The organism is Streptomyces sp. NPDC090022, from assembly GCF_044748145.1.
Taxonomy (GTDB): domain Bacteria; phylum Actinomycetota; class Actinomycetes; order Streptomycetales; family Streptomycetaceae; genus Streptomyces.
The window spans coordinates 160,165-184,541 of the sequence record NZ_JBIVFN010000005.1; the positions used below are offsets into that span (position 1 = coordinate 160,165).

Annotated in this window: 24 protein-coding genes; 18 read left to right on the plus strand and 6 right to left on the minus strand. The window is 72.5% G+C overall.

Annotated features, from left to right (window positions below):
- The first annotated feature begins 11 nt into the window (after positions 1–11).
- The 10 genes from ACIPXB_RS13695 to ACIPXB_RS13740 all read left to right on the plus strand — a co-directional run bounded on the left by ACIPXB_RS13695 (position 12) and on the right by ACIPXB_RS13740 (position 8,539).
- Complete coding sequence (locus ACIPXB_RS13695; protein WP_401448595.1) at positions 12–1,076, plus strand: nitronate monooxygenase; 1,065 nt, start codon at positions 12–14, stop codon at positions 1,074–1,076.
- On the plus strand, positions 1,076–1,822 hold the full coding sequence (locus tag ACIPXB_RS13700; RefSeq protein WP_401448598.1) for a 16S rRNA (uracil(1498)-N(3))-methyltransferase: 747 nt from the start codon (positions 1,076–1,078) through the stop codon (positions 1,820–1,822). The genes ACIPXB_RS13695 and ACIPXB_RS13700 overlap by 1 nt, the downstream gene beginning before the upstream one ends.
- 236 nt (positions 1,823–2,058) lie before the next feature.
- Positions 2,059–2,418: a histidine triad nucleotide-binding protein gene (locus tag ACIPXB_RS13705; RefSeq protein WP_401448600.1), complete on the plus strand. Its 360-nt coding sequence runs from the start codon at positions 2,059–2,061 to the stop codon at positions 2,416–2,418.
- A gap of 2 nt (positions 2,419–2,420) precedes the next feature.
- Complete coding sequence (locus ACIPXB_RS13710; RefSeq protein ID WP_401448602.1) at positions 2,421–3,326, plus strand: ribonuclease Z; 906 nt, start codon at positions 2,421–2,423, stop codon at positions 3,324–3,326.
- Positions 3,327–3,546: 220 nt separating this feature from the next.
- The gene (locus ACIPXB_RS13715) at positions 3,547–4,599 is read left to right on the plus strand and encodes a carbohydrate kinase family protein (RefSeq protein WP_401448916.1); all 1,053 of its coding nucleotides are present in this window, start codon (positions 3,547–3,549) and stop codon (positions 4,597–4,599) included.
- A gap of 116 nt (positions 4,600–4,715) precedes the next feature.
- Entirely contained in the window at positions 4,716–5,765 is a 1,050-nt protein-coding gene (locus ACIPXB_RS13720; RefSeq protein WP_401448605.1) for a PhoH family protein, read from the plus strand.
- A gap of 14 nt (positions 5,766–5,779) precedes the next feature.
- The gene (gene ybeY, locus ACIPXB_RS13725; RefSeq protein ID WP_401448608.1) at positions 5,780–6,277 is read left to right on the plus strand and encodes an rRNA maturation RNase YbeY; all 498 of its coding nucleotides are present in this window, start codon (positions 5,780–5,782) and stop codon (positions 6,275–6,277) included.
- Positions 6,274–7,581: a hemolysin family protein gene (locus tag ACIPXB_RS13730; RefSeq protein ID WP_401448611.1), complete on the plus strand. Its 1,308-nt coding sequence runs from the start codon at positions 6,274–6,276 to the stop codon at positions 7,579–7,581. The genes ybeY and ACIPXB_RS13730 overlap by 4 nt, the downstream gene beginning before the upstream one ends.
- Positions 7,578–7,931, plus strand: coding sequence for an MmcQ/YjbR family DNA-binding protein (locus tag ACIPXB_RS13735; RefSeq protein WP_401448613.1), 354 nt, complete (start codon positions 7,578–7,580; stop codon positions 7,929–7,931). Before ACIPXB_RS13730 ends, ACIPXB_RS13735 begins: the two co-directional genes overlap by 4 nt.
- Positions 7,932–8,185: 254 nt before the next feature.
- On the plus strand, positions 8,186–8,539 hold the full coding sequence (locus ACIPXB_RS13740; protein WP_401448616.1) for a cytidine deaminase: 354 nt from the start codon (positions 8,186–8,188) through the stop codon (positions 8,537–8,539).
- Between the two features lie 10 nt (positions 8,540–8,549).
- On the opposite strand, the gene ACIPXB_RS13745 is transcribed toward ACIPXB_RS13740, so the two are convergent.
- Positions 8,550–9,812, minus strand: a complete 1,263-nt coding sequence (locus tag ACIPXB_RS13745) for an MFS transporter (RefSeq protein WP_401448918.1) — start codon at positions 9,810–9,812, stop codon at positions 8,550–8,552.
- Between the two features lie 185 nt (positions 9,813–9,997).
- Between ACIPXB_RS13745 and ACIPXB_RS13750 the strand changes: the two genes are divergently transcribed.
- The 3 genes from ACIPXB_RS13750 (at position 9,998) to era (ending at position 13,579) form a co-directional block, all read left to right on the plus strand.
- Complete coding sequence (locus ACIPXB_RS13750; protein ID WP_401448618.1) at positions 9,998–10,981, plus strand: GlxA family transcriptional regulator; 984 nt, start codon at positions 9,998–10,000, stop codon at positions 10,979–10,981.
- Between the two features lie 79 nt (positions 10,982–11,060).
- Positions 11,061–12,425: a beta-xylosidase gene (locus tag ACIPXB_RS13755; protein ID WP_401448621.1), complete on the plus strand. Its 1,365-nt coding sequence runs from the start codon at positions 11,061–11,063 to the stop codon at positions 12,423–12,425.
- 203 nt (positions 12,426–12,628) lie between these two features.
- Positions 12,629–13,579, plus strand: coding sequence for a GTPase Era (gene era, locus ACIPXB_RS13760; protein WP_401448624.1), 951 nt, complete (start codon positions 12,629–12,631; stop codon positions 13,577–13,579).
- A 51-nt stretch (positions 13,580–13,630) separates the two neighbouring features.
- Here the strand turns inward: era and ACIPXB_RS13765 are convergent, their stop codons facing one another.
- The 4 genes from ACIPXB_RS13765 to ACIPXB_RS13780 form a co-directional block, all read right to left on the minus strand.
- Complete coding sequence (locus ACIPXB_RS13765; protein WP_401448626.1) at positions 13,631–14,305, minus strand: SAM-dependent methyltransferase; 675 nt, start codon at positions 14,303–14,305, stop codon at positions 13,631–13,633.
- 151 nt (positions 14,306–14,456) lie between these two features.
- Positions 14,457–15,263: a GNAT family N-acetyltransferase gene (locus tag ACIPXB_RS13770; RefSeq protein WP_401448628.1), complete on the minus strand. Its 807-nt coding sequence runs from the start codon at positions 15,261–15,263 to the stop codon at positions 14,457–14,459.
- Positions 15,264–15,290: 27 nt separating this feature from the next.
- A complete protein-coding gene (locus tag ACIPXB_RS13775) occupies positions 15,291–15,566 on the minus strand; it encodes a protealysin inhibitor emfourin (protein WP_401448631.1) in 276 nt (91 codons plus the stop codon).
- Positions 15,567–15,611: 45 nt separating this feature from the next.
- Positions 15,612–16,697, minus strand: a complete 1,086-nt coding sequence (locus tag ACIPXB_RS13780) for a M4 family metallopeptidase (protein WP_401448633.1) — start codon at positions 16,695–16,697, stop codon at positions 15,612–15,614.
- A gap of 384 nt (positions 16,698–17,081) precedes the next feature.
- Here ACIPXB_RS13780 and leuA point away from each other — a divergent pair, with 384 nt between their 5' ends.
- Entirely contained in the window at positions 17,082–18,839 is a 1,758-nt protein-coding gene (gene leuA / locus ACIPXB_RS13785) for a 2-isopropylmalate synthase (protein ID WP_401448635.1), read from the plus strand.
- A 97-nt stretch (positions 18,840–18,936) separates the two neighbouring features.
- Here the strand turns inward: leuA and ACIPXB_RS13790 are convergent, their stop codons facing one another.
- Positions 18,937–19,695 (minus strand): SDR family NAD(P)-dependent oxidoreductase, encoded by a 759-nt coding sequence (locus tag ACIPXB_RS13790; protein ID WP_401448637.1) that lies wholly within the window; start codon positions 19,693–19,695, stop codon positions 18,937–18,939.
- Between the two features lie 167 nt (positions 19,696–19,862).
- On the opposite strand from ACIPXB_RS13790, the gene ACIPXB_RS13795 reads away from it, so the two are divergent.
- The 4 genes from ACIPXB_RS13795 (at position 19,863) to ACIPXB_RS13810 (ending at position 24,296) form a co-directional block, all read left to right on the plus strand.
- On the plus strand, positions 19,863–20,561 hold the full coding sequence (locus tag ACIPXB_RS13795; protein WP_401448640.1) for a TerB family tellurite resistance protein: 699 nt from the start codon (positions 19,863–19,865) through the stop codon (positions 20,559–20,561).
- Positions 20,562–21,129: 568 nt separating this feature from the next.
- Positions 21,130–22,623: a nucleobase:cation symporter-2 family protein gene (locus ACIPXB_RS13800; RefSeq protein WP_401448642.1), complete on the plus strand. Its 1,494-nt coding sequence runs from the start codon at positions 21,130–21,132 to the stop codon at positions 22,621–22,623.
- A gap of 87 nt (positions 22,624–22,710) precedes the next feature.
- A complete protein-coding gene (recO, locus tag ACIPXB_RS13805; RefSeq protein ID WP_401448644.1) occupies positions 22,711–23,457 on the plus strand; it encodes a DNA repair protein RecO in 747 nt (248 codons plus the stop codon).
- A gap of 11 nt (positions 23,458–23,468) precedes the next feature.
- Positions 23,469–24,296 (plus strand): isoprenyl transferase, encoded by an 828-nt coding sequence (locus tag ACIPXB_RS13810; protein WP_401448646.1) that lies wholly within the window; start codon positions 23,469–23,471, stop codon positions 24,294–24,296.
- The last annotated feature ends 81 nt before the right edge of the window (positions 24,297–24,377 follow it).

The following is a 24,377-nucleotide window of genomic DNA, read 5'->3' on the forward strand; positions in this document are numbered from 1 at the left end:
ACGATGCGGTCATGTCCACCGCACTGAACGGTCTTTCCCCGTATCCGATCGTGCAGGCTCCCATGGCGGGCGGCGCCTCGTGCCCGCCGCTCGCCGCCGCCGTGTGCGAGGCGGGCGCGCTGGGCTTCCTGGCCGGCGGCTACAAGACCGCCGACGGCATGTACCAAGAGGTCAAACGGCTGCGGGGACTCACCCGGAGGCCGTTCGGCGTCAACCTGTTCCTGCCGCAGACCGCGTACGTCGATCCCGCCGCCGTCGAGGCCTACCGCGGGCAGCTCGCGGGCGAGGCCAGCTGGTACGAGACCTCGCTCGCCGCCGATGACATCGTTGGCACGTGCGACGACGGCTACGACGCCAAGCTCGCCATCCTCCTCGAAGACCCGGTCCCGGTGGTCTCGTTCACCTTCGGCTGCCCCACCCCGGCGGCCCTGGCGGGTCTGCGCGCGGCGGGTACGTGCACGGTGGTGACCGTGACCTCCGTCGAGGAGGCGCGCACCGCGCAGGCGGCCGGCGCGGCCGCCGTCTGCGTCCAGGGCATCGAGGCCGGCGGTCACCAGGGCACCCACCGCGACGACCCGCAGGCCGACGGGACGGGCGTCGGGCTGCTGGCACTGGTCGCACAGGTGCGGGAGGCGGTCGCGCTGCCCATCGTCGCGGCCGGCGGCCTGATGCGCGGTTCGCAGATCGCGGCGGTGCTCGCGGCCGGCGCGGAGGCGGCGCAGCTGGGCACGGCGTTCCTGGCCTGCCCGGAGTCCGGGGCGCACGCGCTGCACAAGAAGGCGCTGACGGACCCCCTGTTCGTCCGTACCGAGCTCACCCGGGCGTTCTCGGGCCGGCCGGCCCGGGGGCTGGTCAACCGGTTCATGCGCGAGCACGGACCGTACGCGCCGGCGGCCTACCCGCAGGTGCACTACCTGACGGCGGGCCTGCGCAAGGCCGCCGCGGCGGCCGGGGACCCGCAGGGCATGGCCCTGTGGGCGGGCCAGGGCCACCGGCTGGCGCGGGCGCTGCCGGCCGGGGAACTGGTGGAGGTACTCATGGCCGAGCTGGCCGAGACGCAGATGAGGAGCGTGTGATGACGGCCCCGGTGTTCGTGGTCGAAGAGGTGCCCGCGGGGCCGGAGTTCGTGCTGGAGGGCCCCGAGGGCCGGCACGCGGTGTCGGTGAAGCGGCTGAACCCCGGCGAGGACGTGGTCCTCACCGACGGGCGCGGCCGCTGGACCGAGGGCGTGGTCAAGGCCGCCGAGGGCAAGGACCGCCTGGTGGTCATGGACCTGCACACCGTCGAGGAGGAGCCCGAGCCGGCCGTGCGGATCACCGTGGTCCAGGCGCTGCCCAAGGGCGACCGGGGCGAGCTGGCCGTCGAGACGATGACGGAGACCGGCGTCGACGCGATCGTGCCGTGGCAGGCGTCGCGGTGCATCACGCAGTGGCGCGGCGACCGGGGGGCCAAGTCGCTGGCCAAGTGGCGCAGTACGGCGCGGGAGGCGGGCAAGCAGTCGCGCCGGGTCCGCTTCCCGGAGGTCGCGGAGGCCCGCTCGACCAAGCAGGTCGCGGCGCTGCTGGCCGGGGCGGACCTGGCGGTGGTCCTCCACGAGGACCGCGAGGCGGGCTCGGAGCCGCTGGCCACGGCCGCGCTGCCGGCCGCCGGCTCGATCGTGGTCGTGGTGGGCCCCGAGGGCGGGGTCTCGCCGGACGAACTCGCGGCCTTCGCCGAGGCGGGTGCCCGGCCGTACCGCCTGGGCCGCTCGGTGCTGCGCACCTCCACCGCCGGTACGGCCGCGACGGCGGTCCTCCTGGCCCGCACGGGCCGCTGGTCGTAGCCGGAGCCGGAGCTGGGGCCGGAGCCGGGGCCGGGGCCGGGGCCGGTGCCGGGGCCGGGGCCGGGGGCCGGGGCACCGGTCCCGGAGCCCGCGGGGCCGCCCGCCCCGCGACGGACGCCGTGACCGGCGCCGTGGCCCGATCCGGACCCGAGGGCGCCGCGGGCGCCGGGCGCCGGGCGGCGTTCCTGCGGCCGATACGATGCACGCAGATGATCAGCGCGACCGGAGGACAAGCGATGGCAGGGGAACCGCAGGAAGACTGCCTGTTCTGCAAGATCGTCACGGGGGACATCCCCGCGACGGTCGTACGGGAGACCGAGACCACGGTGGCGTTCCGGGACATCAACCCCCAGGCGCCCACCCACGTGCTCGTCGTCCCGCGCGTCCACTACCCCGACGCCGCGAGCCTCGCCGCCGCGGAGCCGGCGGTCGCGGCCGACGTGCTGCGCGAGGCCGCCGAGGTCGCGGCGCAGGACGGCGTCGACGCGTCCGGCTTCCGGGTCGTCTTCAACACCGGCGCCGGAGCCGGCCAGACCGTCTTCCACGTGCACGCCCACGTCCTCGGCGGACGCGGCCTGCAGTGGCCCCCGGGATAGCCGTGTCCGCACGCGAGTTCGTGGTGCTGGGCACCGCCAGCCAGGTGCCCACCCGGCACCGCAACCACAACGGCTACCTGCTGCGCTGGGACGGCGAGGGCATCCTCTTCGATCCCGGCGAGGGCACCCAGCGGCAGATGCTGCGCGCCGGCGTCGCCGCGCACGACATCGACCGGATCTGCGTCACCCACTTCCACGGTGACCACAGCCTCGGTCTCGCCGGGGTGATCCAGCGCATCAACCTCGACCGGGTCCCGCACCCGGTCACCGCGCACTACCCGGCCAGCGGGCAGAAGTTCTACGACCGCCTGCGGTACGCCACCGCCTACCGCGAGACCGTCGTCATCGACCAGGTGCCGGTCTCCGAGGACGGCGTGCTGGCCACCGGGGCCTCCTACACGCTCTCCGCCCGGCGCCTGTCGCACCCGGTGGAGTCCTTCGGCTACCGCCTCACCGAACCCGACGGCCGCCGGATACTGCCCGCGCTGCTCGCGCGGCACGGCATCAAGGGCCCCGACGTGGGCCGGATCCAGCGCGAGGGCGTGCTCGGCGGCGTCACGCTGGAGGACGTCAGCGAGCCCCGGCCCGGGCAGAGCTTCGCGTTCGTGATGGACACCCGGCTGTGCGACGGGGTGTACGGCCTCGCCGAGGGCTGCGACATGCTCGTCATCGAGTCCACCTTCCTGGACGAGGACCAGCACCTCGCCGAGGAGCACGGGCACCTGAGCGCGGGCCAGGCCGCCCGCGTGGCCCGGGACGCGGGCGTGCGGCACCTGGTGCTCACCCACTTCTCGCAGCGCTACACCGACCCCGACGCGTTCGAGCTCCAGGCCCGCGCCGCGGGCTTCGAGGGCGAACTGACGATCGCCGCGGACCTGGCCCGGGTGCCCCTGCCCAAACGCCGCTGAGGCAGCGCTGCGGGACGGCCGTCGCACCCGTGGCGCGCACCACGCGCCGTACGCGACCGCCGACTTCCGGCTGTGATGTGGGACACACTGGGTTTGGCCCGGCGCCGCGCGGGCAGAGCCGGGAGCTCGCCACCGAACCGGGGAGGACACCGTGACCAGTCGGAACACCAGAGGCAGCCGCCCGACCGCACCCCACGGCGCCGCCCGCGCCGCCGGGGCGGTGGACCCGCTCGGCCCGCTGCGCGCGCCCCAGGACCCGGACTGCGACGTGTTCCTGACCGGCACGGTCTTCCTCGACATCATCTTCACCGGTCTCGACTCGGCACCCGTGCGCGGTACGGAGTCCTGGGCGCGCGGTATGGGACAGAGCCCCGGCGGCGTCGCCAACATGGCCACCGCCCTGGCCCGCCTCGGTCTGCACACCTCCCTCGCGGCCGCCTTCGGCGACGACCACTACGGCGCCTACTGCTGGGACGTACTGGAGCAGGACGAGGGCATCGACCTGTCGATGTCGCGGACCGTCCCCGGCTGGCACAGCCCGGTGACGATCTCCATGGCGTACGAGGGGGAGCGCACCATGGTCAGCCACGGCCACGAGGCGCCGCCGCCCGCCGGCCCCGGCCCCTTCCCCGCCTGCCCGCCGCGCGCCCGGGCCGCCGTGGCCTCGCTGGTCCCCGGCCGCCGCGAGGAGTGGGTGGCCGACGCCGCCCGCCGCGGCTCCCACGTCTTCGCGGACGTCGGCTGGGACGAGAGCGGCCGCTGGGACCTGGGCGCACTGGACCTGGAGCACTGCGAGGCGTTCCTGCCGAACGCCGGCGAGGCCATGCGCTACACCCGCACCGACTGCCCGCGCGCCGCCGCCCGCGCCCTGGCCGACCTGGTCCCGATCGCGGTGGTCACCCTCGGCCCGGAGGGCTCGTACGCCGTGGACGGCCGCACCGGGGAGACCGCCGAGGTCCCCGGCATCGAGGTGGAGGCCCTGGACCCGACCGGCGCCGGCGACGTCTTCGTGGCGGGCTTCGTCACCGGCACCCTGGCCGGCTGGCCGCTCGCCGACCGGCTCGCCTTCGCGGGCCTGACGGCCGCCCTCTCGGTCCAGGAGTTCGGCGGCTCCCTCTCCGCACCGGGCTGGGCGGAGGTCGCCCACTGGTGGCGCTCCCTGGGCGAGCGGCCGGCCCGCTACGGCTTCCTGGACGAGCTGATCCCGCCGGAGAGCGCCCCGGGGCCGCGCCGCCGGGCGGTCCCGACCATCGGCTTCCGGCACTCCGCGTAGCCGCCGGTAAATCCCCTCGGGAACACCCCGGGCGCGTCGTACGCTTGGTATTCCAAGAGGTTCTCGATCGGCGAGACCCCGCTACAGGAGGTATGTGCAGGCCAGAGAGCCGGCCCATGACTCAGACACCCACAGCCCAGATCCGCTCCCGGCGCCCCGACGGCGCGGGGGAACCTACAGTGCCGGGGCAGGCGCGAGCCCACTTCACCGTTCCGGCCAAGCACCCGATGGTGATGGTGCTCGGTTCGGGTGACGCCCTGCTGCGCGTGATCGAGAAGGCCTTCCCCGAGGCCGACATCCACGTACGGGGAAACCAGGTCAGTGCGGTCGGGGAGGCCAAGGAAGTCGCCCTGATCCAGCGCCTGTTCGACGAGATGATGCTGGTGCTCCGCACCGGACAGCCGATGACGGAGGACGCAGTGGAACGCTCGATCGCCATGCTCAAGGCGAGCGAGAACGGCAATGGACCGGACGAGACGCCCGCCGAGGTGCTCACCCAGAACATCCTCTCCAGCCGCGGCCGCACCATCCGCCCCAAGACCCTCAACCAGAAGCGGTACGTCGACGCGATCGACAAGCACACGATCGTCTTCGGCATCGGCCCCGCCGGTACCGGCAAGACCTACCTCGCCATGGCCAAGGCGGTCCAGGCCCTGCAGTCCAAGCAGGTCAGCCGAATCATCCTGACCCGGCCCGCCGTCGAGGCGGGTGAGCGGCTCGGCTTCCTGCCCGGCACGCTCTACGAGAAGATCGACCCGTACCTGCGGCCGCTGTACGACGCGCTGCACGACATGCTCGACCCCGATTCGATCCCGCGGCTCATGGCGGCCGGCACCATCGAGGTGGCGCCGCTGGCCTACATGCGAGGCCGGACGCTCAACGACGCGTTCATCATCCTCGACGAGGCGCAGAACACGAATCCCGAGCAGATGAAGATGTTCCTGACCCGCCTGGGCTTCGATTCGAAGATCGTCATCACCGGTGACGTGACCCAGGTCGACCTCCCCGGCGGCACCAAATCGGGTCTGCGCCAGGTCCGCGAGATCCTCGACGGCGTCGAGGACGTGCATTTCTCGCTGCTGACCTCCCAGGATGTCGTCCGGCACAAGCTCGTCGGCCGTATCGTCGACGCGTACGAGCAGTACGACAGCCGAAACGGGAAGTAGAGCCGAAGAGCACCATGTCGATCGACGTCAACAACGAGTCCGGAACCGAGGTCGACGAGCAGGCGATCCTCGACATCGCCCGCTACGCGCTCACCCGGATGCGGATCCACCCGTTGTCCGAGCTGTCCGTCATCGTCATCGACGCCGAGGCGATGGAGCAGCTCCACATGCAGTGGATGGACCTGCCCGGACCCACCGACGTCATGTCCTTCCCGATGGACGAGCTCCGTCCGCCGGCCAAGGACGACGAGGAGCCCCCGCAGGGGCTCCTCGGCGACATCGTGCTCTGCCCCGAGGTCGCCAAGAAGCAGGGCGAGGACGCGCCGACGCAGCACTCCATGGACGAGGAGCTCCAGCTTCTGACCGTCCACGGGGTGCTGCACCTGCTCGGGTACGACCACGAGGAGCCGGACGAGAAGGCCGAGATGTTCGGCCTCCAGGCGGCCATCGTGGACGGCTGGCGCGCCGAGCGCGGCATGACCGGACCCTCCCCGGCCCCGACCGTCTCGTGACCACCCCCCAGCTGATCACCGGAGCGGTACTGCTGGTCGTGGTGGCCTGGCTGGCGGCCTGCGCCGAGGCGGGCATCGCCCGCGTCTCCGGCTTCCGCGCCGAGCAGGCCGTCCGCGAGGGCCGGCGCGGCAGCGCCAAGCTGCTCCAGGTGGCCTCCGACCCCACCCGCTACCTCAATGTGGCGCTGCTGGTCCGCGTCACGTGCGAAATGGCGGCGGGCGTGCTCGTCACGTACGTCTGCCTGGACGCCCTCGGCGACAACTGGAAGGCGCTGCTGGTCGCCATCGCCGTCATGGTGCTGGTGTCCTTCGTCGCGGTGGGCGTCTCCCCGCGTACGATCGGCCGCCAGCACCCGCTGAACACCGCGACCGCCGCCGCGTATGTCCTGCTGCCGCTGGCCCGGGTCATGGGCCCGATCCCGCAGCTGCTGATCCTCATCGGCAACGCGCTCACCCCGGGCAAGGGCTTCCGCAAGGGCCCGTTCGCCTCCGAGGCCGAGCTGCGCGCGATGGTGGACCTGGCGGAGAAGGAGTCGCTGATCGAGGACGAGGAGCGCCGCATGGTGCACCAGGTCTTCGAGCTCGGCGACACCCTCGTACGCGAGGTGATGGTGCCGCGCACCGACCTGATCTGCATCGAGCGGTACAAGACGGTCCGTCAGGCGACCACGCTCGCCCTGCGGTCGGGCTTCTCTCGCATCCCGGTGACCGGCGAGAACGAGGACGACATCGTCGGGATCGTGTACCTGAAGGACCTGGTCCGCAAGACGCACGTCAACCGCGAGGCCGAGTCCGACCTGGTCACCACCGCCATGCGCCCGGCGGTCTTCGTCCCCGACACCAAGAACGCCGGTGATCTGCTGCGCGAGATGCAGCAGGTGCGCAACCACGTCGCCGTCGTCATCGACGAGTACGGCGGCACGGCCGGCATCGTCACCATCGAGGACATTCTCGAGGAGATCGTCGGCGAGATCACCGATGAGTACGATCGCGAATTGCCGCCCGTCGAGGAACTCGGCGCGGACACCTACCGGGTGACGGCCCGTCTCGACATCACCGACCTCGGCGAGCTCTTCGGGATCGAGGACTTCGACGACGAGGACGTCGAGACGGTCGGCGGTCTGCTGGCCAAGGCGCTGGGCCGGGTGCCCATCGCGGGCGCCTCGGCCCTGGTGGACCTGCCCGACGGCCGTTCGCTGCGGCTGACGGCCGAATCCCCGGCCGGCCGCCGGAACAAGATCGTGACCGTACTGGCGGAGCCGCTGCCGGCGGATCCCGCTGTCGGGGAGGGCGCCGCGCCATGACCCCGGCCGAGCTGCGCGCGTTCTGTCTGGGCTTCAACGCCGCGGTGGAGGAGTTCCCCTTCACCCCGGAGACCTCGGTGTTCAAGGTGCTGGGCAAGGTGTTCGCGCTCAGCGCCCTGGACGCGACGCCGCTGAAGGTCAACCTCAAGTGCGAACCGGAGCTGGCCGTCCGGCTGCGCGCCGACCACGAGGCGATCGTGCCGGGCTGGCACATGAACAAGCGGCACTGGAACACGGTGACGGTGGACGGCCTGCCCGACGCCATGGTGCGCGAGCTCGTCGAGGACTCCTACGACCTCGTCGTGGCCGGGCTGCCGCGCGCGGAGCGGCTGCGGCTGGACCGGCCGTGACCGGCTGAAGGCCCCCGGGGGCCCCGAGGTCACGATGTCGCAGGGCGTTCGGATCACGGGATTTCTTTACCTTACGCTTAGCTTTGCTTCTGCCAAGCAAGATCCGTCCAGTGGCTGCCCCCTGCCCTGAAACGGAAGATCCACAGACCCGGGGGGACGCCGGGGGGCGTCGGGAAGAACAGGGGGATGGAGGGGAGAGCGCCTCGGCGGGGCCGTTGCACGGCTCCGCCGAGGCGCTCCATATGCTTGCGGCCATGACCGACAGCACCGGGCTCGGCCCCGAGGACAGCAAGATCATCACGCTGGCGCGCAGCGCCCGGGCCCGCAACGGCGTCCCCGAGGGTGCGGCCGTCCGGGACGAGACCGGCCGTACCTACGTCGCCGGCACCGTCGAGCTGGACTCCCTCAAGCTCAGCGCCCTGCAGACCGCCGTCGCGATGGCCGTGGCCAGCGGCGCCCAGTCGCTGGAGGCCGCCGCCGTCGTCACGGCCGCCGACGCCCCGGCCGCCGCCGACCGCGCCGCCGTACGCGACCTCGGCGGCCCGGACACCCCGGTCCTGCTCGCGGGCCCCGACGGCACCCTGAAGTCGACCACCCCGGCGGGCTGACGCCCCTGGTTCAGGCCGTGCCGGCCGTCGCGGCGGGCGCGGCGGGGTCCCCGGCCGGGCGGCGGCGCCGGATCACCATCGCCATCAGCGCCGCCACCGCGCACAGCGCGCCCGACGCGTACCAGACCAGGTCGTAGGAGCCGAACGCGTCCCGGGCCAGCCCGCCCAGGAAGGCGACCAGGGCCGCCCCCACCTGGTGCGAGGCCAGCACCCAGCCGAACACGATGGCGCTGTCCTCGCCGTAGAACTCCCGGCACAGCGCGATGGTCGGCGGCACGGTCGCCACCCAGTCCAGCCCGTAGAAGACGATGAAGAACACCATCGGCGGGTGGACGGTGGGCGCCAGCAGCATCGGCAGGAAGAGCAGCGAGACGCCGCGCAGCGCGTAGTACACCGCCAGCAGCCGGCGGGCCTCGAAGCGGTCGGTGAACCAGCCCGAGGCGATGGTCCCGACGACATCGAAGACCCCGACCACCGCCAGCAGCCCGGCGGCCGCCGTGATCGGCATGCCGTGGTCGTGCGCGGCGGGCACGAAGTGCGTCCTGATCACCCCGTTCGTCGAGGCACCGCAGATCGCGAAGGTCCCGGCCAGCAGCCAGAACGGTCCGGTGCGGGCCGCCCGGAACAGCACGGCCAGCGCCCGCCGCGCCGCGCCCGGCACGGGCGCCGGCTTCGGGGCGTACGCGCCCCCGTACGGCGCGAGGCCGACGTCCGCCGGATGGTCGCGCAGCAGCAGCCACACGAACGGCACCACCGCCAGCGCCGCGAGCGAGACCGTCACCGCCGCCGGACGCCAGCCGTGCTCCTGCACCAGCCACGACAGCAGCGGCAGGAAGACCAGCTGGCCCGAGGCGCCGGCCGCGGTCAGGACGCCGGTGACCAGACCGCGCCGGGCCGTGAACCAGCGGTTGGTGACGGTCGCGGCGAACGCCAGCGCCATCGAACCGCTGCCCAGGCCCACCAGCACGCCCCAGAACAGCACCAGCTGCCACGACGCGGTCATCCACACCGTGGCCACCGAGCCGCCGGCGATCACCGTCAGCGCGGCGGCGACGACCCGGCGGATGCCGAAACGGTCCATCAGCGCGGCCGCGAACGGCGCGGTGAGCCCGTACAGCGCGAGATTGACGGAGAGGGCGAAGCCGACCGTGGCCCGCGACCAGTGGAACTCCTCATGCAGCGGCTCGATCAGCAGCCCGGGCAGCGAGGCGAAGGCGGCCGCGCCGACGATCGTCACGAAGGCCACGGCCGCGACGAACCAGGCGCGGTGGATCCGGCCGGGGCGGCGCGGGGCACAGGCGCCGGTGCCGGTGCCGGTGCCGGTGCTCGTACCGGCACTCGGGCCGGTGCTGGGTCCGGTGCTGGGGGTGGGGGCTGTCTGCGTCACGCCGACAGCTTCCACGGGCGGGGCGCAGCCGCTCCAGTGGCCTGAATGACATCCTTCGCTACGATCGGGACATGGCCGCTTCCGTCGCGCACCGCGTGGTCGTCCTCGCCCTGCCCGGACTGCTCCCCTTCGAGCTGGGCATCCCGCACCGGATCTTCGGCCGCGCCAAGGACGCCGAGGGCCGGCCCCTGTACGAGATCCTCACCTGCGGCCTCGCCCCCGGCGCGGTGCAGACCGACGCCGACTTCGCCGTCGCCGTCACCCACGGCCCCGACCTGCTCGCCACGGCCGACACGGTGGTGGTCCCCGCCTCGTACGAGCTCGGGCCGGTCCACGAGGAGGGCCGGCTGACCGAGGCCCTCGCCGCCGCCCTCGCCCACATCCGGCCGGGGACCCGGCTCGTGTCCATCTGCACCGGCAGCTACGTCCTGGCCGCCGCCGGCTACCTCGACGGCCGCCGCGCCACCACCCACTGGGCCTCCGCCGAGCACTTCCAGCGGCTCTTCCCGGCGGTCCGGGTCGACCCCGACGTGCTGTACACCGACGACGGGGACGTGCTGACCTCGGCGGGCGTCGCCGCGGGCATCGACCTCTGTCTGCACATCGTGCGCCGCGACCACGGGGCGACGGTGGCCAACGACGTGGCCCGGCGCACCGTCGTACCGCCCCACCGGGACGGCGGGCAGGCCCAGTTCATCGAGCGCCCGGTGCCGCGGGCGCAGCAGCCCGGGACCACGTCGGCGCGGGCCTGGGTGCTGGACCGGCTGCACGAGCCGCTGAGCCTGACCGACCTGGCCCGCCAGGAGGCGGTGTCGGTACGGACGTTCACGCGCCGGTTCCGTGAGGAGTCCGGGGTCAGCCCGGGGCAGTGGATCGTGGCGCAGCGGGTGGAACGGGCGCGGCAGCTGCTGGAGGCCACCGACCTGCCGATGGAGCGGGTGGCGCGGGAGGCGGGGTTCGGTACGGCGCAGTCGATGCGCAAGCACGTGCGGGCGGCGCTGGGGGTGAGCCCGACGGCGTACCGGCGGACGTTCCGGGACGCCGCCAGTACCTGATGGACCATCAGTCGGCGGCGGGTGTGCGCATTGACTTCTGACGCCCCCGGTCTGTCAATGGCCGCCTGGGGGGTGGGCAGTGGCCACAGGAGTACGCAACCGGAGGCGGGCGGCGGCGCTGGGGCTCGCCGTGCTCACGGCGGCCGCGCTCGGCGTACCGGCGGCGGGTGCGGAGCCGGCGGCCGAGCCGCCGGTGGCCGGGCCGGTGGCCGGTACGCCGACCGGGCCCGGGGACGCGGTGGCCGTGGCGATGCGCTGCGGGCCGCCCGCGGAGGCCGGGGCGGCGCCGGTCGCGGGCACGGGTGACGGCACGGGTGACGGCCCGGTCGCGGGCACGGGTGCGGTACGGCTCACCGTCAGCGATCCGCGGCCGCGGGCCGGTGACACGGTCACCGTCACGTACGAGGTGGCGAGGACCGTGGTGGCGGGGCCGGCGGCCGGGGAGCTCATGGCCGGCACGGTCGTCCTGGGCGGCGCGCAGACGGGCACGGTGACCGTGACCGGGATCCGCGGCGAGGACCCGGAGGCGGGGACGGCGGCCGGGGCCGAGGTGCCGCCGCTGACGATGACCGGCATGTTCACCGTGACCGCGCCGGGCCCGGTCACCCTGACCCCGGGGGACCACGTCCTGCACACCACACCGTGCACGCTGGACGACGCGCCGGTCGCGGCCCGCCTCGACACGACGCCCCTGCCGATGGCCAACCTGCGCTCGGTGTCCCTGGCCGCGCCTTCCGGCCTGCCGGGGGAGAAGGTCACGGTGAGGGGCGTCGGCTTCGTGCCGGGGGCGGCGGTCACCGTGACGGGCCGGGCGGGCGAGGCGCCGACCGCGGACCGGGCGACGGCGACGGCGGACGGCGCGGGCGGGTTCACGGCGGAGCTGGCGGTCACGGACCGGGGCACGACGGGGATCGTGGCGCACGAGGGCACGGAGTGGGCGCCGGGACGGTCGTCGGGGGTGGCGGCGTACGCGGTGATGGTGCCGGCGCCGGTGCCGGTCCCTCTGCCGGTCCTTCCTCCCGCTCCCGCGCCGACGGCCGGAGCCGGGACGGGCACGCTCTCGATGGCCCAGACCGGTGCGCAGATCACGCTGGGCGCGGTCGCGAACGGCGCGGGCGGCGGCGCGGCGGGCCGGATCGGCACGGTCACGGTGACCGACACCCGGACCGGCGGTGGCCGGGCCGGGTGGACGCTGACCGGGAAGGTCACGGTGTTCACGGGGCGCGGCGGCAAACCGTTGCAGGGGGCGCGGTTGGTGTGGCGGCCGTCGTGCGCGGGCTGCGCCGCCGGGCCGTCCGGGGCGGTCGGCGTGGACGGCGCCGTCCTGGCGACCGGGCCCGCGGGCGGGGGGCGGGCCACCGTGGACGCCACGGTCACGCTGGAGGTGCCGCCGTACACCGCGACGGGTGCGTACACGGCGGTCCTGACACTGACCCTGTCGTGAGCCGCGCCCCGGGGCCCGAGGAAGCGGGGACTCCGCCCCAGACCCCATCCGTGCGCTCACACGCAGCGCGGGCTGGACGTACCCCCGGTGGCTCACCCCGTGCCGCCGGGCACCTCACGCAGCCCCGCCGGCGTTCGAGGCGCGGAGGGCCCGGAAGGGGGTGTGGTGGCGGCTGGTCGGCGCAAGGGGCCGCATCGGGGAGAATGGCCCGTATGAGCGATCGTTCCCCCGAGCCCACCGCCCCGCACCGTGCGGGCTTCGCCTGCTTCGTCGGCCGCCCCAACGCCGGCAAGTCGACCCTGACCAACGCACTCGTGGGCACGAAGGTCGCGATCACCTCCAACCGGCCGCAGACCACCCGCCACACGGTCCGCGGCATCGTGCACCGCCCGGACGCCCAGCTGGTGCTGGTCGACACGCCCGGCCTGCACAAGCCGCGCACCTTGCTGGGCGAGCGGCTCAACGACGTCGTGCGCACCACCTGGGCCGAGGTCGACGTGATCGGCTTCTGCCTGCCCGCCGACCAGAAGCTCGGCCCCGGTGACAAGTTCATCGCCAAGGAGCTCGCGGGCATCAAGAAGACGCCCAAGATCGCCATCGTCACCAAGACCGACCTGGTCGACTCCAAGACGCTCGCCGAGCAGCTGATCGCGATCCAGCAGCTGGCGCAGGAGCTCGGTTTCGAGTGGGCCGAGATCGTCCCCGTCTCGGCGGTCGGCGACAGCCAGGTCCAGCTGGTGGCCGATCTGATCGCCCCGCTGCTGCCGGAGAGCCCGCCGCTGTACCCGGAGGGCGACCTCACGGACGAGCCCGAGATGGTCATGGTGGCCGAGCTGATCCGCGAGGCCGCGCTGGAAGGCGTCCGCGACGAGCTGCCGCACTCCATCGCGGTCGTCGTCGAGGAGATGCTGCCGCGCGAGAACCGTCCGGCGGACAAGCCGCTGCTGGACATCCACGCGAACGTCTACATCGAGCGCCCCAGCCAGAAGGGCATCATCATCGGCCCGAAGGGCTCCCGCCTGAAGGAGGTGGGCATGAAGTCGCGCAAGCACATCGAGGCCCTCCTCGGTACGCCGGTCTTCCTGGACCTCCACGTGAAGGTCGCCAAGGACTGGCAGCGCGACCCCAAGCAGCTGCGCAAGCTCGGCTTCTGAGACCGGACGGGCCCGGCGGCGCGGGGCCCGTCGGCCCGTCGGCCCGCCGCCTCAGCCCAGGCGGCGGATCTTCAGCGCGTTGTCCAGCCGGACGCCGGGGCGGCCGTCCGGCGCCGGCTGCACCCGCTCGTGCTCCGCGCACACCTGGACCTCCCAGTCCCCCTCCGGCAGGTCCAGGTCCGCAAGGACCTCCTCGGCCGTGGGGAAGGTGATGTCGGGGCGCGGGTTCTCCTCCCACGACGGCCAGCCCGCGTGGCCGACGATCAGCAGGGTGCCGCCGGGGGCCACGGCCGCGGCCGCCGTACGCAGGATCCGCTCGCGCGGCATGTCACCGGGCGAGTGCAGGAAGCAGGCCGAGACCAGGTCGTAGTGCCCGGCGGGGAAGGACGCGCCCAGGTCGTGGCGCTCGAAGGCGATGCGGTCCGCGACCCCCGCCCCGGCGGCGTGCTCGGCCGCCCGTTCCAGGGCGACGGCGGAGATGTCCGTCCCCGTCACCTGCCAGCCGGTCCGGGCCAGCCAGACGGAGTCCGCGCCCTCCCCGCAGCCCAGGTCGAGGGCCCGCCCGGCGGGCAGCCCCTCGACCTCGCGGACCAGGGCGGCGTTCGCCTTCCCGCTCCAGATCCGGTCGCTCTCGCGGTAGCGCTCGTCCCAGAACTCCTGCTCCGACCGGTCGGCGGTGGCCCGGGTGCCGTGCTGCCGGGCGTGGTCGTGCTCGTGTTCGCTCATGCGCGGTGTCCCTCTTGTCCCGGTGTCTCGACGGGCGGTGACACCGGCGATGCTCCGCCGCGCACGAGCAGGGGGAAAACTTCGTTGCCGGTTCGGCAACGGCAACGGCAACGGCAACCCGCCCGCGGCGCACGGCCGCGAGGAGCCCGACCTACTGCGCCGGCTCCGCGATCAGTGCCGTCGCGACCCGGCGGAAGCCCACCCGCCCGTAGATCCGGGCCACGTCCTCGTCGCCCGCCGACAGGAACACCGTCTTCGCCCCGCTCGCGAGCGCGTCGGCCACCAGCGCCGCCGTGACGCCGAGGGCCAGCCCCTGACGGCGCGCCGCCGGGAGGGTGCCCACGGCCACCACCTCGGCCACGTCGCCCACCGGGTTGTACTGGCCGGAGCACAGCACCACCCCGTCGCGCACCGCGACCGCCGCGGCGGTCCGCCCCGACGCCAGCATCGTCGACACGTGCGCCCGCCGGGACTCCGTCGAGGGGTCGGTCACCGTGGTCTCCAGCTCGGCCGGGCCCGCCTCGCCCAGCGCCGTGCCCGGTGCCGCGAAGGCCAGCATCGGTACGGCCACCGCCTGCAGCAGCAGCGGGTCCTCCGCGCCGAGGTGCCGGACCTCAGGGTGCGGCGCCGGGAGCTCGGCCGCGGGGTCGAGCACCATCAGCGGGTGTGCATGAACATGCAGTCCGGCCGCCTCGACCGCGGCGCGCAGGGAGGGAGTGGTTTCGGCCACCCATTCGAAGGCCTGGGGCACGTTCAGCTCGCGCTGGCGTTCCAGGACCCGGTTCACCTCCGCCACCGTGACGTCACCGGCCGGGCCGTCGAGCGTAGGGCGGGCGTAGTACGGCCAGCCCTCGCCCTCCTGGACGAACAGGGTCAGCGGGCCGAAGTCCTCGGCCCGCGCCCCGCCCACGCGCGGCACGGTGTCGTAGTAGCGCTCAAGGTCATCAAGAAGGGTCATCGGGCCATCCAAACAAAGAAGCCCAGCTCAGGCACCCTCTTTGAGGACCTTGGAGATCAACTGCCGCTGGGCCCCCGACAGGTGCGGCTCGTGGACGGACACCGTGCGCCCGTCGACCGTGATCCGGTACGAGAAACCGTCCCGCACCCGGTCGCCGGGCCGGCCCTCCGCCGCCGGCCCCGGCCGCAGCGCCAGCTGGGCCAGCGCCCGCCACTCCTCCTCGTCCGGCCGGCCGGAGGTGTCCACCTCGGCCTGTCGCTCGATGCCCGCGAAACCGCCCGTCCGCACCACGTGAATCCGCATGGCCCCCTGTCTACCCGTCCCGGCCCGCCGCCGCGCGCACTCGCGCTATTCGGTGGGCACGCCCACCGACGACCAGGCCTTGAGGAGCGCCTGGTGCTCCGCGCCGCCGTCCCCGAACCGGGTCACCGCCGCCGCCACCGACAGCCGCGCGAAGTCCTTGAACGTGGCGTTCGTGCGCAGCTCGCCGCCGGTGAGGGTGTCGTACCAGATCTGCCCGGCCCGCTCCCAGGCCTTGCCGCCGAGGTCGGTGGCCAGCAGGTAGAAGGCGTGGTTGGGGATGCCGGAGTTGATGTGGACGCCGCCGTTGTCGCGGGAGGTGTTGACGTAGTCGTCCATGGTCGCCGGCTGCGGGTCCTTGCCGAGCTCGTCGTCGTCGTACGCCGTGCCCGGCGCCTTCATCGAGCGCAGCGCCACCCCGGTGACGTTCGGGCCGAGCAGCCCGGCGCCGATCAGCCAGTCGGCCTGGTCGGCGGTCTGGTCGAGGGTGTACTGCTTGATCAGGGAGCCGAAGACGTCGGACATCGACTCGTTGAGCGCGCCGGCCTGCTTGTAGTACTCCAGGTTGGCGGTGTACTGCGTGACACCGTGCGCCAGCTCGTGCCCGATGATGTCGACGGACACGGTGAAGTCGAGGAACAGGTCGCCGTCGCCGTCGCCGAAGACCATCTGGCGGCCGTCCCAGAAGGCGTTGTTGTACTGCTCGCCGTAGTGGACGGTGGCGTCCAGGGCCAGGCCCGCGTCGTCGATCGAGCGGCGCCCGAAGGCCTTCAGGAACAGCTCGAACGTCGCGCCGAGACCGGCGTACGCGCGGTTGACGGTGGCGTCCTTGTGCGGCTCGCTGCCCTCGCCGCGCACCTTGGTCCCGGGCAGCCGGGTGCGGTGCTGGGCGTCGTAGATGGTGCGCTCGGGCTGGTCGGGGGCCGGTACGGAGCCGAGGGCGGCCGGGGTGATGCCCCGGACGGTGGTGATCCGGCGCCGGGTGCGCTGGAGGGAGTCGTGCTCCAGGGTGCGCTGGGCGATGTCGGCGCGGGCGGTGTTCCCGGACTGCGCGATCTTGTCCAGCAGGTGGGGCGGCACGATCGTGCAGAAGACGGGGTGGAGGGTCCGGGCGTGGGGGGCGGTGGCATCCATAGACCGGAAATGTGGCAGTGCGTCATGACGGTGTCACTAGCTGCGACCATGATTCATTCGACTGTCTGAAAGGTGTCACGCTGGAGTTGACGGATCCCCCGGAGCTCGGGGCGAGGGATGCGGCATAGCTCACAAACAGCACAAAACGGACACTCGGATCTTGCATACTGAAACAGGTCCGCGCATCACGGCGCGGCTCGGCTAGGCTGCGGCACATCATGCGTTTCGGGCTGCTTCTCCTTAGCTGCCGCGGCGAGGGTCTGTAGTCGTAGGCCGACCCCCTCCCCGCGGAGTCCGGTGTTGCGCCGTCTCACCGAACCGAGGCAGTGCGACCAGTCGGCCGCAGAAGCGAACCACGCGCGGATACGCGAGGAGCCCAACGCCATGAGCCAGACCTTCGGTCGCCCCACGCCCATCACCAACGCGACCCACACCCAGAAGCCCTCCGGGATGCCGATCCACAAGTACGGCGTGTACGAGCAGGTGGACATCCCGGACCGCACCTGGCCGGACAAGCGGATCACCCGGGCCCCCCGCTGGCTGTCCACCGACCTGCGCGACGGCAACCAGGCCCTGATCGACCCGATGAGCCCCGCCCGCAAGCGCGAGATGTTCGACCTGCTGGTGCGCATGGGCTACAAGGAGATCGAGGTCGGCTTCCCCTCCTCCGGCGACACCGACTTCAACTTCGTCCGCTCGATCATCGAAGAGGGCGCGATCCCGGACGACGTCACCATCTCCGTACTGACCCAGGCTCGCGAGGACCTGATCGAGCGCACGGTCGAGTCGCTGCGCGGCGCCAGGCGCGCCACCGTGCACATGTACAACGCGACCGCCCCGACCTTCCGCCGGGTCGTCTTCCGCGGCTCCAAGGAGCAGATCAAGCAGATCGCCGTCGACGGCACCCGCCTGGTCATGGAGTACGCCGAGAAGATCCTGGGCGACGAGACGGTCTTCGGCTACCAGTACAGCCCCGAGATCTTCACCGACACCGAGCTGGACTTCGCCCTGGAGGTCTGCGAGGCCGTCTGCGACGTCTGGCAGCCCGAGGCCGGCCGCGAGATCATCCTGAACCTGCCCGCCACCGTGGAGCGCTCCACGCCCTCCACACACGCGGACCGCTTCGAGTGGATGTCCCGGAACCTGACCCGCCGCGAGCACATCTGCCTGTCCGTGCACCCGCACAACGACCGTGGCACGGCGGTCGCGGCGGCCGAGCTGGCCCTCATGGCCGGCGCCGACCGCATCGAGGGCTGCCTGTTCGGCCAGGGCGAGCGCACCGGCAACGTCGACCTGGTGACCCTGGGCATGAACCTGTTCTCCCAGGGCGTCGACCCGCAGATCGACTTCTCGCAGATCGACGAGATCCGCCGGACGAGCGAGTACTGCAACCAGATGGAGGTCCACCCGCGCCACCCCTACGCGGGCGACCTGGTCTACACCGCCTTCTCCGGCTCCCACCAGGACGCCATCAAGAAGGGCTTCGACGCCATGGAGGCCGACGCGGCCGCCGCCGGCAAGAGCGTGGACGACATCGAGTGGGCGGTCCCGTACCTGCCGATCGACCCGAAGGACGTCGGCCGCTCCTACGAGGCGGTCATCCGCGTCAACTCGCAGTCCGGCAAGGGCGGTATCGCGTACGTCCTGAAGAACGACCACAAGCTGGACCTGCCGCGCCGGATGCAGATCGAGTTCTCGAAGATCATCCAGGCGAAGACGGACGCCGAGGGCGGCGAGGTCACGCCGAAGGCGATCTGGGACGTGTTCGCCGACGAGTACCTGCCCAACCCGGAGAACCCGTGGGGCCGCATCCAGCTGCGCTCCGGCTCGACGGCCACCGACAAGGACGGCACGGACACCCTGACCGTCGAGGCGGTCGTGGACGGCGCGGACGCCGTCCTGACGGGTACCGGCAACGGCCCGATCTCGGCCTTCTTCGACGCGCTGGCCGGCATCGGGGTCGACGCCCGCCTGCTGGACTACACGGAGCACACGATGAGCGAGGGCGCGTCCGCGCAGGCCGCCTCGTACATCGAGTGCGCGATCGACGGCCGGGTGCTGTGGGGCATCGGCATCGACGCCAACACCACGCGCGCGTCGCTGAAGGCGGTCATCTCGGCGGTGAACCGGGCGGGGCGCTGAGCGGCCACGCCGTCGTCGTGACGGGCCCCGTTCCCTCCGGCCGGAGGGAACGGGGCCCGTTCGTGTCCGGGGACGGGGCCGGTTCGTATACGGGGGTTCAGCGGGCGAGGTAGCCGCCGTCCACGGGAAGCACCGCGCCGGTGATGAAGGACGCCGCGTCCGAGGCCAGGAAGGCGATCGCCCGCGCCACCTCCGCCGGCTCGCCGAGCCGGCCCATCGGGTGCAGGTCCGTGATCTCCGCCAGGTACTCGGGGCCGCCCGGCTCGTCCCGCAACGCCCGCACGCGCTCGGTACGGATCGTGCCGGGCGCGACCGCGTTCACGCGGATCCCGCGGGCGGCCCACTCCACCGCGAGGTGCTTGGTGAGGCCCGTGGCCACGAACTTCGCCGGCCCGTACGCCGCCTGGCGGGCCTGGCCGGCCATACCGGAGATGGAGGACACCAGGACCAGCGCCCCGCCGGCGGGGTCCTGCGCGGTCATCGCCTCGATGGCGTACTTGCAGGTGAGGAACATCCCCCTGCCGTCCACCGCCATCACCCGGTCCCAGTCGGCGGGCGAGGTCTGCGTGACGTCCGAAAGGGGGAGCAGACCGGCGTTCGCCACGGCGACGTCAAGGCGGCCGTACACCCGGACGGCCGTGTCGACCATCGCCCGATGGGAGTCCGGATCGGAGACGTCACCGGTCACGATCTCGATGCCGAGGCCGTCCTCGGCCAGCTCGGTACGGAGGGCGGCCAGGCCCTGCGCGTTGATGTCGGCCGCGGTGACCCGGGCCCCTTCGCGGGCCAGCAGCACGGCGGTGGCGCGGCCGATGCCGCTCGCGGCGCCGGTGACCAGACACGACTCGTTGTTCACGGGAGCAGAGGGTAGGGGGCGCGGGGGAGCATGAGGGGCGCACTTCGGCCAAGTGCGTGCGCCGCCAGATGTTGTCCTGTCACACGGCTGACGCATCCTCACCGATGTGGCTAACATCACGCCAACCCGGCGAAGCTGTCGTGGGTTTGGGGTGACGGAGGTTCGACGTGCTGCCAGCTCGAGGTGGGACCGGCCGGAAAGTCATGGTCTGGGGCATTCGTACCACCTGGAACACCGTGGGCGACGGGGAGTTCTTCTGCCCGGCCTGCGGGGGCGACCGCAACTACCGCAGGCGCACCGGACGCCGCCGGTTCACCGTCCTCGGGGTGCCGCTGCTCCCGCGCGGGGCGATCGGCCCGGTCGTCGAGTGCGGGGCGTGCCGGGACCGCTTCGACACCGAGGTCCTGGACCACCCGACGACCACGCGCCTGTCGGCGATGCTGCGCGACGCCGTGCACACGGTGACGCTGGCGGTGCTGGCGGCGGGCGGGACGGCGTCCCGCTCGGCGCTGGAGGCGGCGGTGGCGTCCGTACGGGCGGCGGGCTTCCAGGACTGCTCGGAGGAGCAGCTGGAGAGCCTGGTCGCGGCGCTGACCGTGGAGGAGGGCCGCCTGCCGGGTCTCTACGACGGACCGGAGTGCTGCGGGGCGGCCCTGTCGATCGAGCTCCACGAGGCCCTCGAACCACTGGCCCCGCACCTGGCGGCGGTGGGCCGCGAGTCGCTGCTCCTGCAGGGCGCGCGCATCGCCCTGGCGGACGGCCCGTACACGCCGGCCGAGCGCGAGGTCCTGGCGACGGTGGGCGCGGCGCTCCGGCTGGACAGCGACGAGGTGGCCCGCCTGCTGGCGGGGGTCTGGCTGCGGTGACCCCGCCCCCCCGGACGGTGGGGGAACCGGTCCCGGCCGTCTCGACGTGGTCGGCCGGGGCGGCGGAAAACCGTCCGAAGCGCCCGCCGCGCACGTAACGATCCGGCCTCGGGAGCGGTTCTCGGCCAGGTTCGGACGCTGTGGAGGCATGGAGTCCGGGTGCGGGTGTCCACCCCTCGGACAGCCGCGGCGGGGTGTCGGATGTGCTGGGGGCGGCAGTGGTCGGGCGATCGCGCCTGGTCAGCGCCGCCCCCTTCGTCATCGCGCGGCGTGAGCCGCCCTTCCGGCGGCCGCTGCGCTTACCCCGGCGATCCGCACTCCCGCCACTGGCGGAACCTCCAGAAACTCGCCGTCGAGTCTTCAACAATTTGTGGAAGTCGACGATATCTGTGAGGCCTCCCACAGGCGTTCAATTCCGGTCACACGACGAGACGCCGCCGGTAACACAGCGGGGCTTCGATTCACGTGAACGCACTGACAACCCTGGCGGAAAACGGGATGACGACCCACTCCGGCCAGGGATAACCAGATCTCCTCTCACTTACCTACCTTGAAGGGCTAGGCAGAGATGGCACGTGTCGCCGCCCGGCTTTCCGCGAACGGAGAGCAGAGCACGCACCCGGTCGACGAGGTGCTCCCCCTTCCCAAGCTCGCCCTCTACGGCTTCCAGCACGTCCTCGCGTTCTACGCGGGCGCGGTGATCGTGCCGATCATCGTCGGCGGCGCCCTGGGGCTCAGCAAGGCCGAGCTGGTCTACCTGATCAACGCGGACCTCTTCACCTGCGGTATCGCCTCGATCATCCAGGCCCTCGGCATCGGCCGGATCGGCGCGCGCCTGCCCCTGATCCAGGGCGTCACCTTCACCGCCGTGTCGCCGATGATCGCCATGGGTCTCGGCGCGGGCGGCGGCACCGCCGCGCTGCTGGTCATCTACGGCGCCGTCATCACCGCAGGGATAGCGACCTTCGCCTTCGCCTGGCTGCCCGCCAAGGCGTTCCGGGCCGTGATGCGGATCTTCCCGCCCGTCGTGACCGGCACGGTCATCACCGTCCTCGGCATCGTCCTGATCCCCGTCGGCCTCAACGACGCGGCCGGGGGCCTGGGCAGCCCGGACTTCGGTGACCCGAAGAACTTCGCGTACGCCGGCGGCACGATGCTCTTCATCCTCGTGCTGATGAAGCTCGGCCGCCCCTTCCTGTCCTCCATCGCGATCCTGCTCGGACTCGTCGGCGGCACCGCGGTCGCCTTCCTGCTCGGCGACGCCTCGTTCGGCGATGTCGGCGAGGCGGACTGGATCGGCGTCACCACGCCCTTCCACTTCGGGATGCCGAAGTTCGAGTGGTTCCCGATCGTGCTCATGCTGATCGTCATGCTGATCACGATGGTCGAGACGACCGGTGACACCTACGCCGTCGGCGACATCGTCGGCAAGGAGGTCGACAGCGAGACCGTCGCCCGCGCCCTGCGCGCCGACGGCGCCGCCACCGCGCTGGGCGGTGTCCTGAACTCCTTCCCGTACGTGGCTTTCGCCGAGAACGTCGGTCTGGTCCGGATGACCAAGGTCAAGAGCCGGTTCGTGGTCGTCGCCGCCGGTGTGTTCATGATCGTCCTGGGTCTGCTGCCGAAGGCCGCGGCGGCCGTCGCCTCCGTCCCGCACGCGGTGCTCGGTGGCGCGGCCACCGTGATGTTCGGGATGGTGGCCCTGGCCGGTATCCAGACGCTGGCCAAGGTCGACCTCAAGGAGGAGAGGAACGCGCTGGTCGTCGCGGTCTCGCTGGCCGCGGCCCTGCTTCCCGCCACCGTGCCGGTCTTCTTCAAGGACCACATGGACGCCGACCTCTCCTCGCTGCTGAACAGCGGTGTGACGCTGGGCGCCGCGGCGGCGATCATCCTGAACCTGATCTTCAACGGGCCGGCCAAGGACGACGCCCGGGCCGCGGTCCTCGACGGACCGGCGGCCGTACCCCCGCAGACCGGCAAGGCCGACAGCAAGCCCAACCCCAACCCCAAGGGCGACGCCGGTGCCGACGCCGTCGAGGGCGAGCCGACGCCCGCCTCCTGAGCCTCCCAAGGGGTGACGGCCCCCCATCCGGTACCAGCGACCGGGTGGGGGGCCGTCGCTGTCCCCGGGAGCGGCGACAATGGGGCCATGAGTCTGTTCCGCGACGACGGCATCGTGCTGCGCACCCAGAAGCTGGGTGAGGCGGACCGCATCATCACGCTCCTGACCCGCGGCCACGGGCGGGTGCGCGCGGTGGCGCGCGGGGTGCGGCGTACGAAGTCCAAGTTCGGCGCCGGGCTGGAACCTTTCTCCCATGCCGACGTGCAGTTCTTCGCCCGCGGCAGCGACCTGGTCGGGCGCAGCCTCCCGCTGTGCACCCAGACCGAGATCATCTCCCCGTACGGCAACGGCATCGTCACCGACTACGCCCGCTACACCGCCGGCACCGCGATGCTGGAGACCGCCGAGCGGTTCACCGAGAACGAGGGCGAGCCGGCCGTCCAGCAGTACCTGCTGCTGGTGGGCGCGCTGCGCACGCTGGCGCGCGGTGAGCACGAGCCGCACCTCATCCTGGACGCCTTCCTGCTGCGCTCCCTGGCCGTCAACGGCTACGCGCCCAGCTTCGAGGACTGCGCGAAGTGCGGGATCCACGGCCCCAACCGGCACTTCTCCGTCGCCGCGGGCGGGGTCGTATGCGGGGACTGCCGGGTGCCCGGCAGCGTCGTACCCTCGTCGGAGGCCATCGCCCTGCTCAGCGCCCTGCTGACGGGAGACTGGGCCCACGCGGACGCGTGCGAGGCGCGCCACGTGCGGGAGGGGAGCGGGCTGGTTTCCGCCTACTTGCACTGGCATCTGGAGCGCGGGCTACGCTCCCTGCGTTACGTCGAGAAATAGGAGCTGGGCACATGGCACGACGCGGGATCCTGGGACGCCGCCGCGACGACTACAAGCTTCCCGAGCCGCACCCGTCCGGTGAGCGCCCGCCGAAGATCCCGAGCGACCTGGTCCCGAACCACGTCGCGGTGGTCATGGACGGCAACGGCCGCTGGGCCAAGGAGCGCGGTCTGCCCCGCACCGAGGGTCACAAGGTCGGCGAGGGCGTCGTGCTCGACGTGCTCAAGGGCTGTCTGGAGATGGGCGTCAAGAACCTCTCGCTGTACGCCTTCTCGACGGAGAACTGGAAGCGCTCGCCCGACGAGGTGCGCTTCCTGATGAACTTCAACCGTGACGTCATCCGGCGCCGCCGCGACGAGATGAACGAGCTGGGCATCCGGATCCGCTGGGTCGGGCGGATGCCGAAGATGTGGAAGTCGGTCGTCCAGGAGCTCCAGGTCGCCCAGGAGCAGACCGTCGGCAACGACGCGATGACCCTGTACTTCTGCGTCAACTACGGTGGCCGTGCGGAGATCGCGGACGCGGCGCAGGCCATCGCCCGCGACGTGGCGGCCGGCCGGCTGGACCCGTCGAAGGTCAACGAGAAGACCTTCGCGAAGTACATGTACTACCCGGACATGCCGGACGTGGACCTGTTCCTGCGCCCCAGCGGCGAGATGCGGACCTCCAACTACCTGCTCTGGCAGAGCGCGTACGCCGAGATGGTCTTCCAGGACGTGCTGTGGCCGGACTTCGACCGCCGCGACCTGTGGCGGGCCTGCCTGGAGTACGCGCAGCGCGACCGCCGCTTCGGCGGAGCGGTGCCCAACGAGGTCCCCGGCCAGGCGACCGGTTCCTGACCGGTACGTCGGGCACTGCCCCGCCCCGCCCCAGTTCCTGACGGGCGGGGCAGGCACAGGGGTCCTGACCTGCGCCGTAGG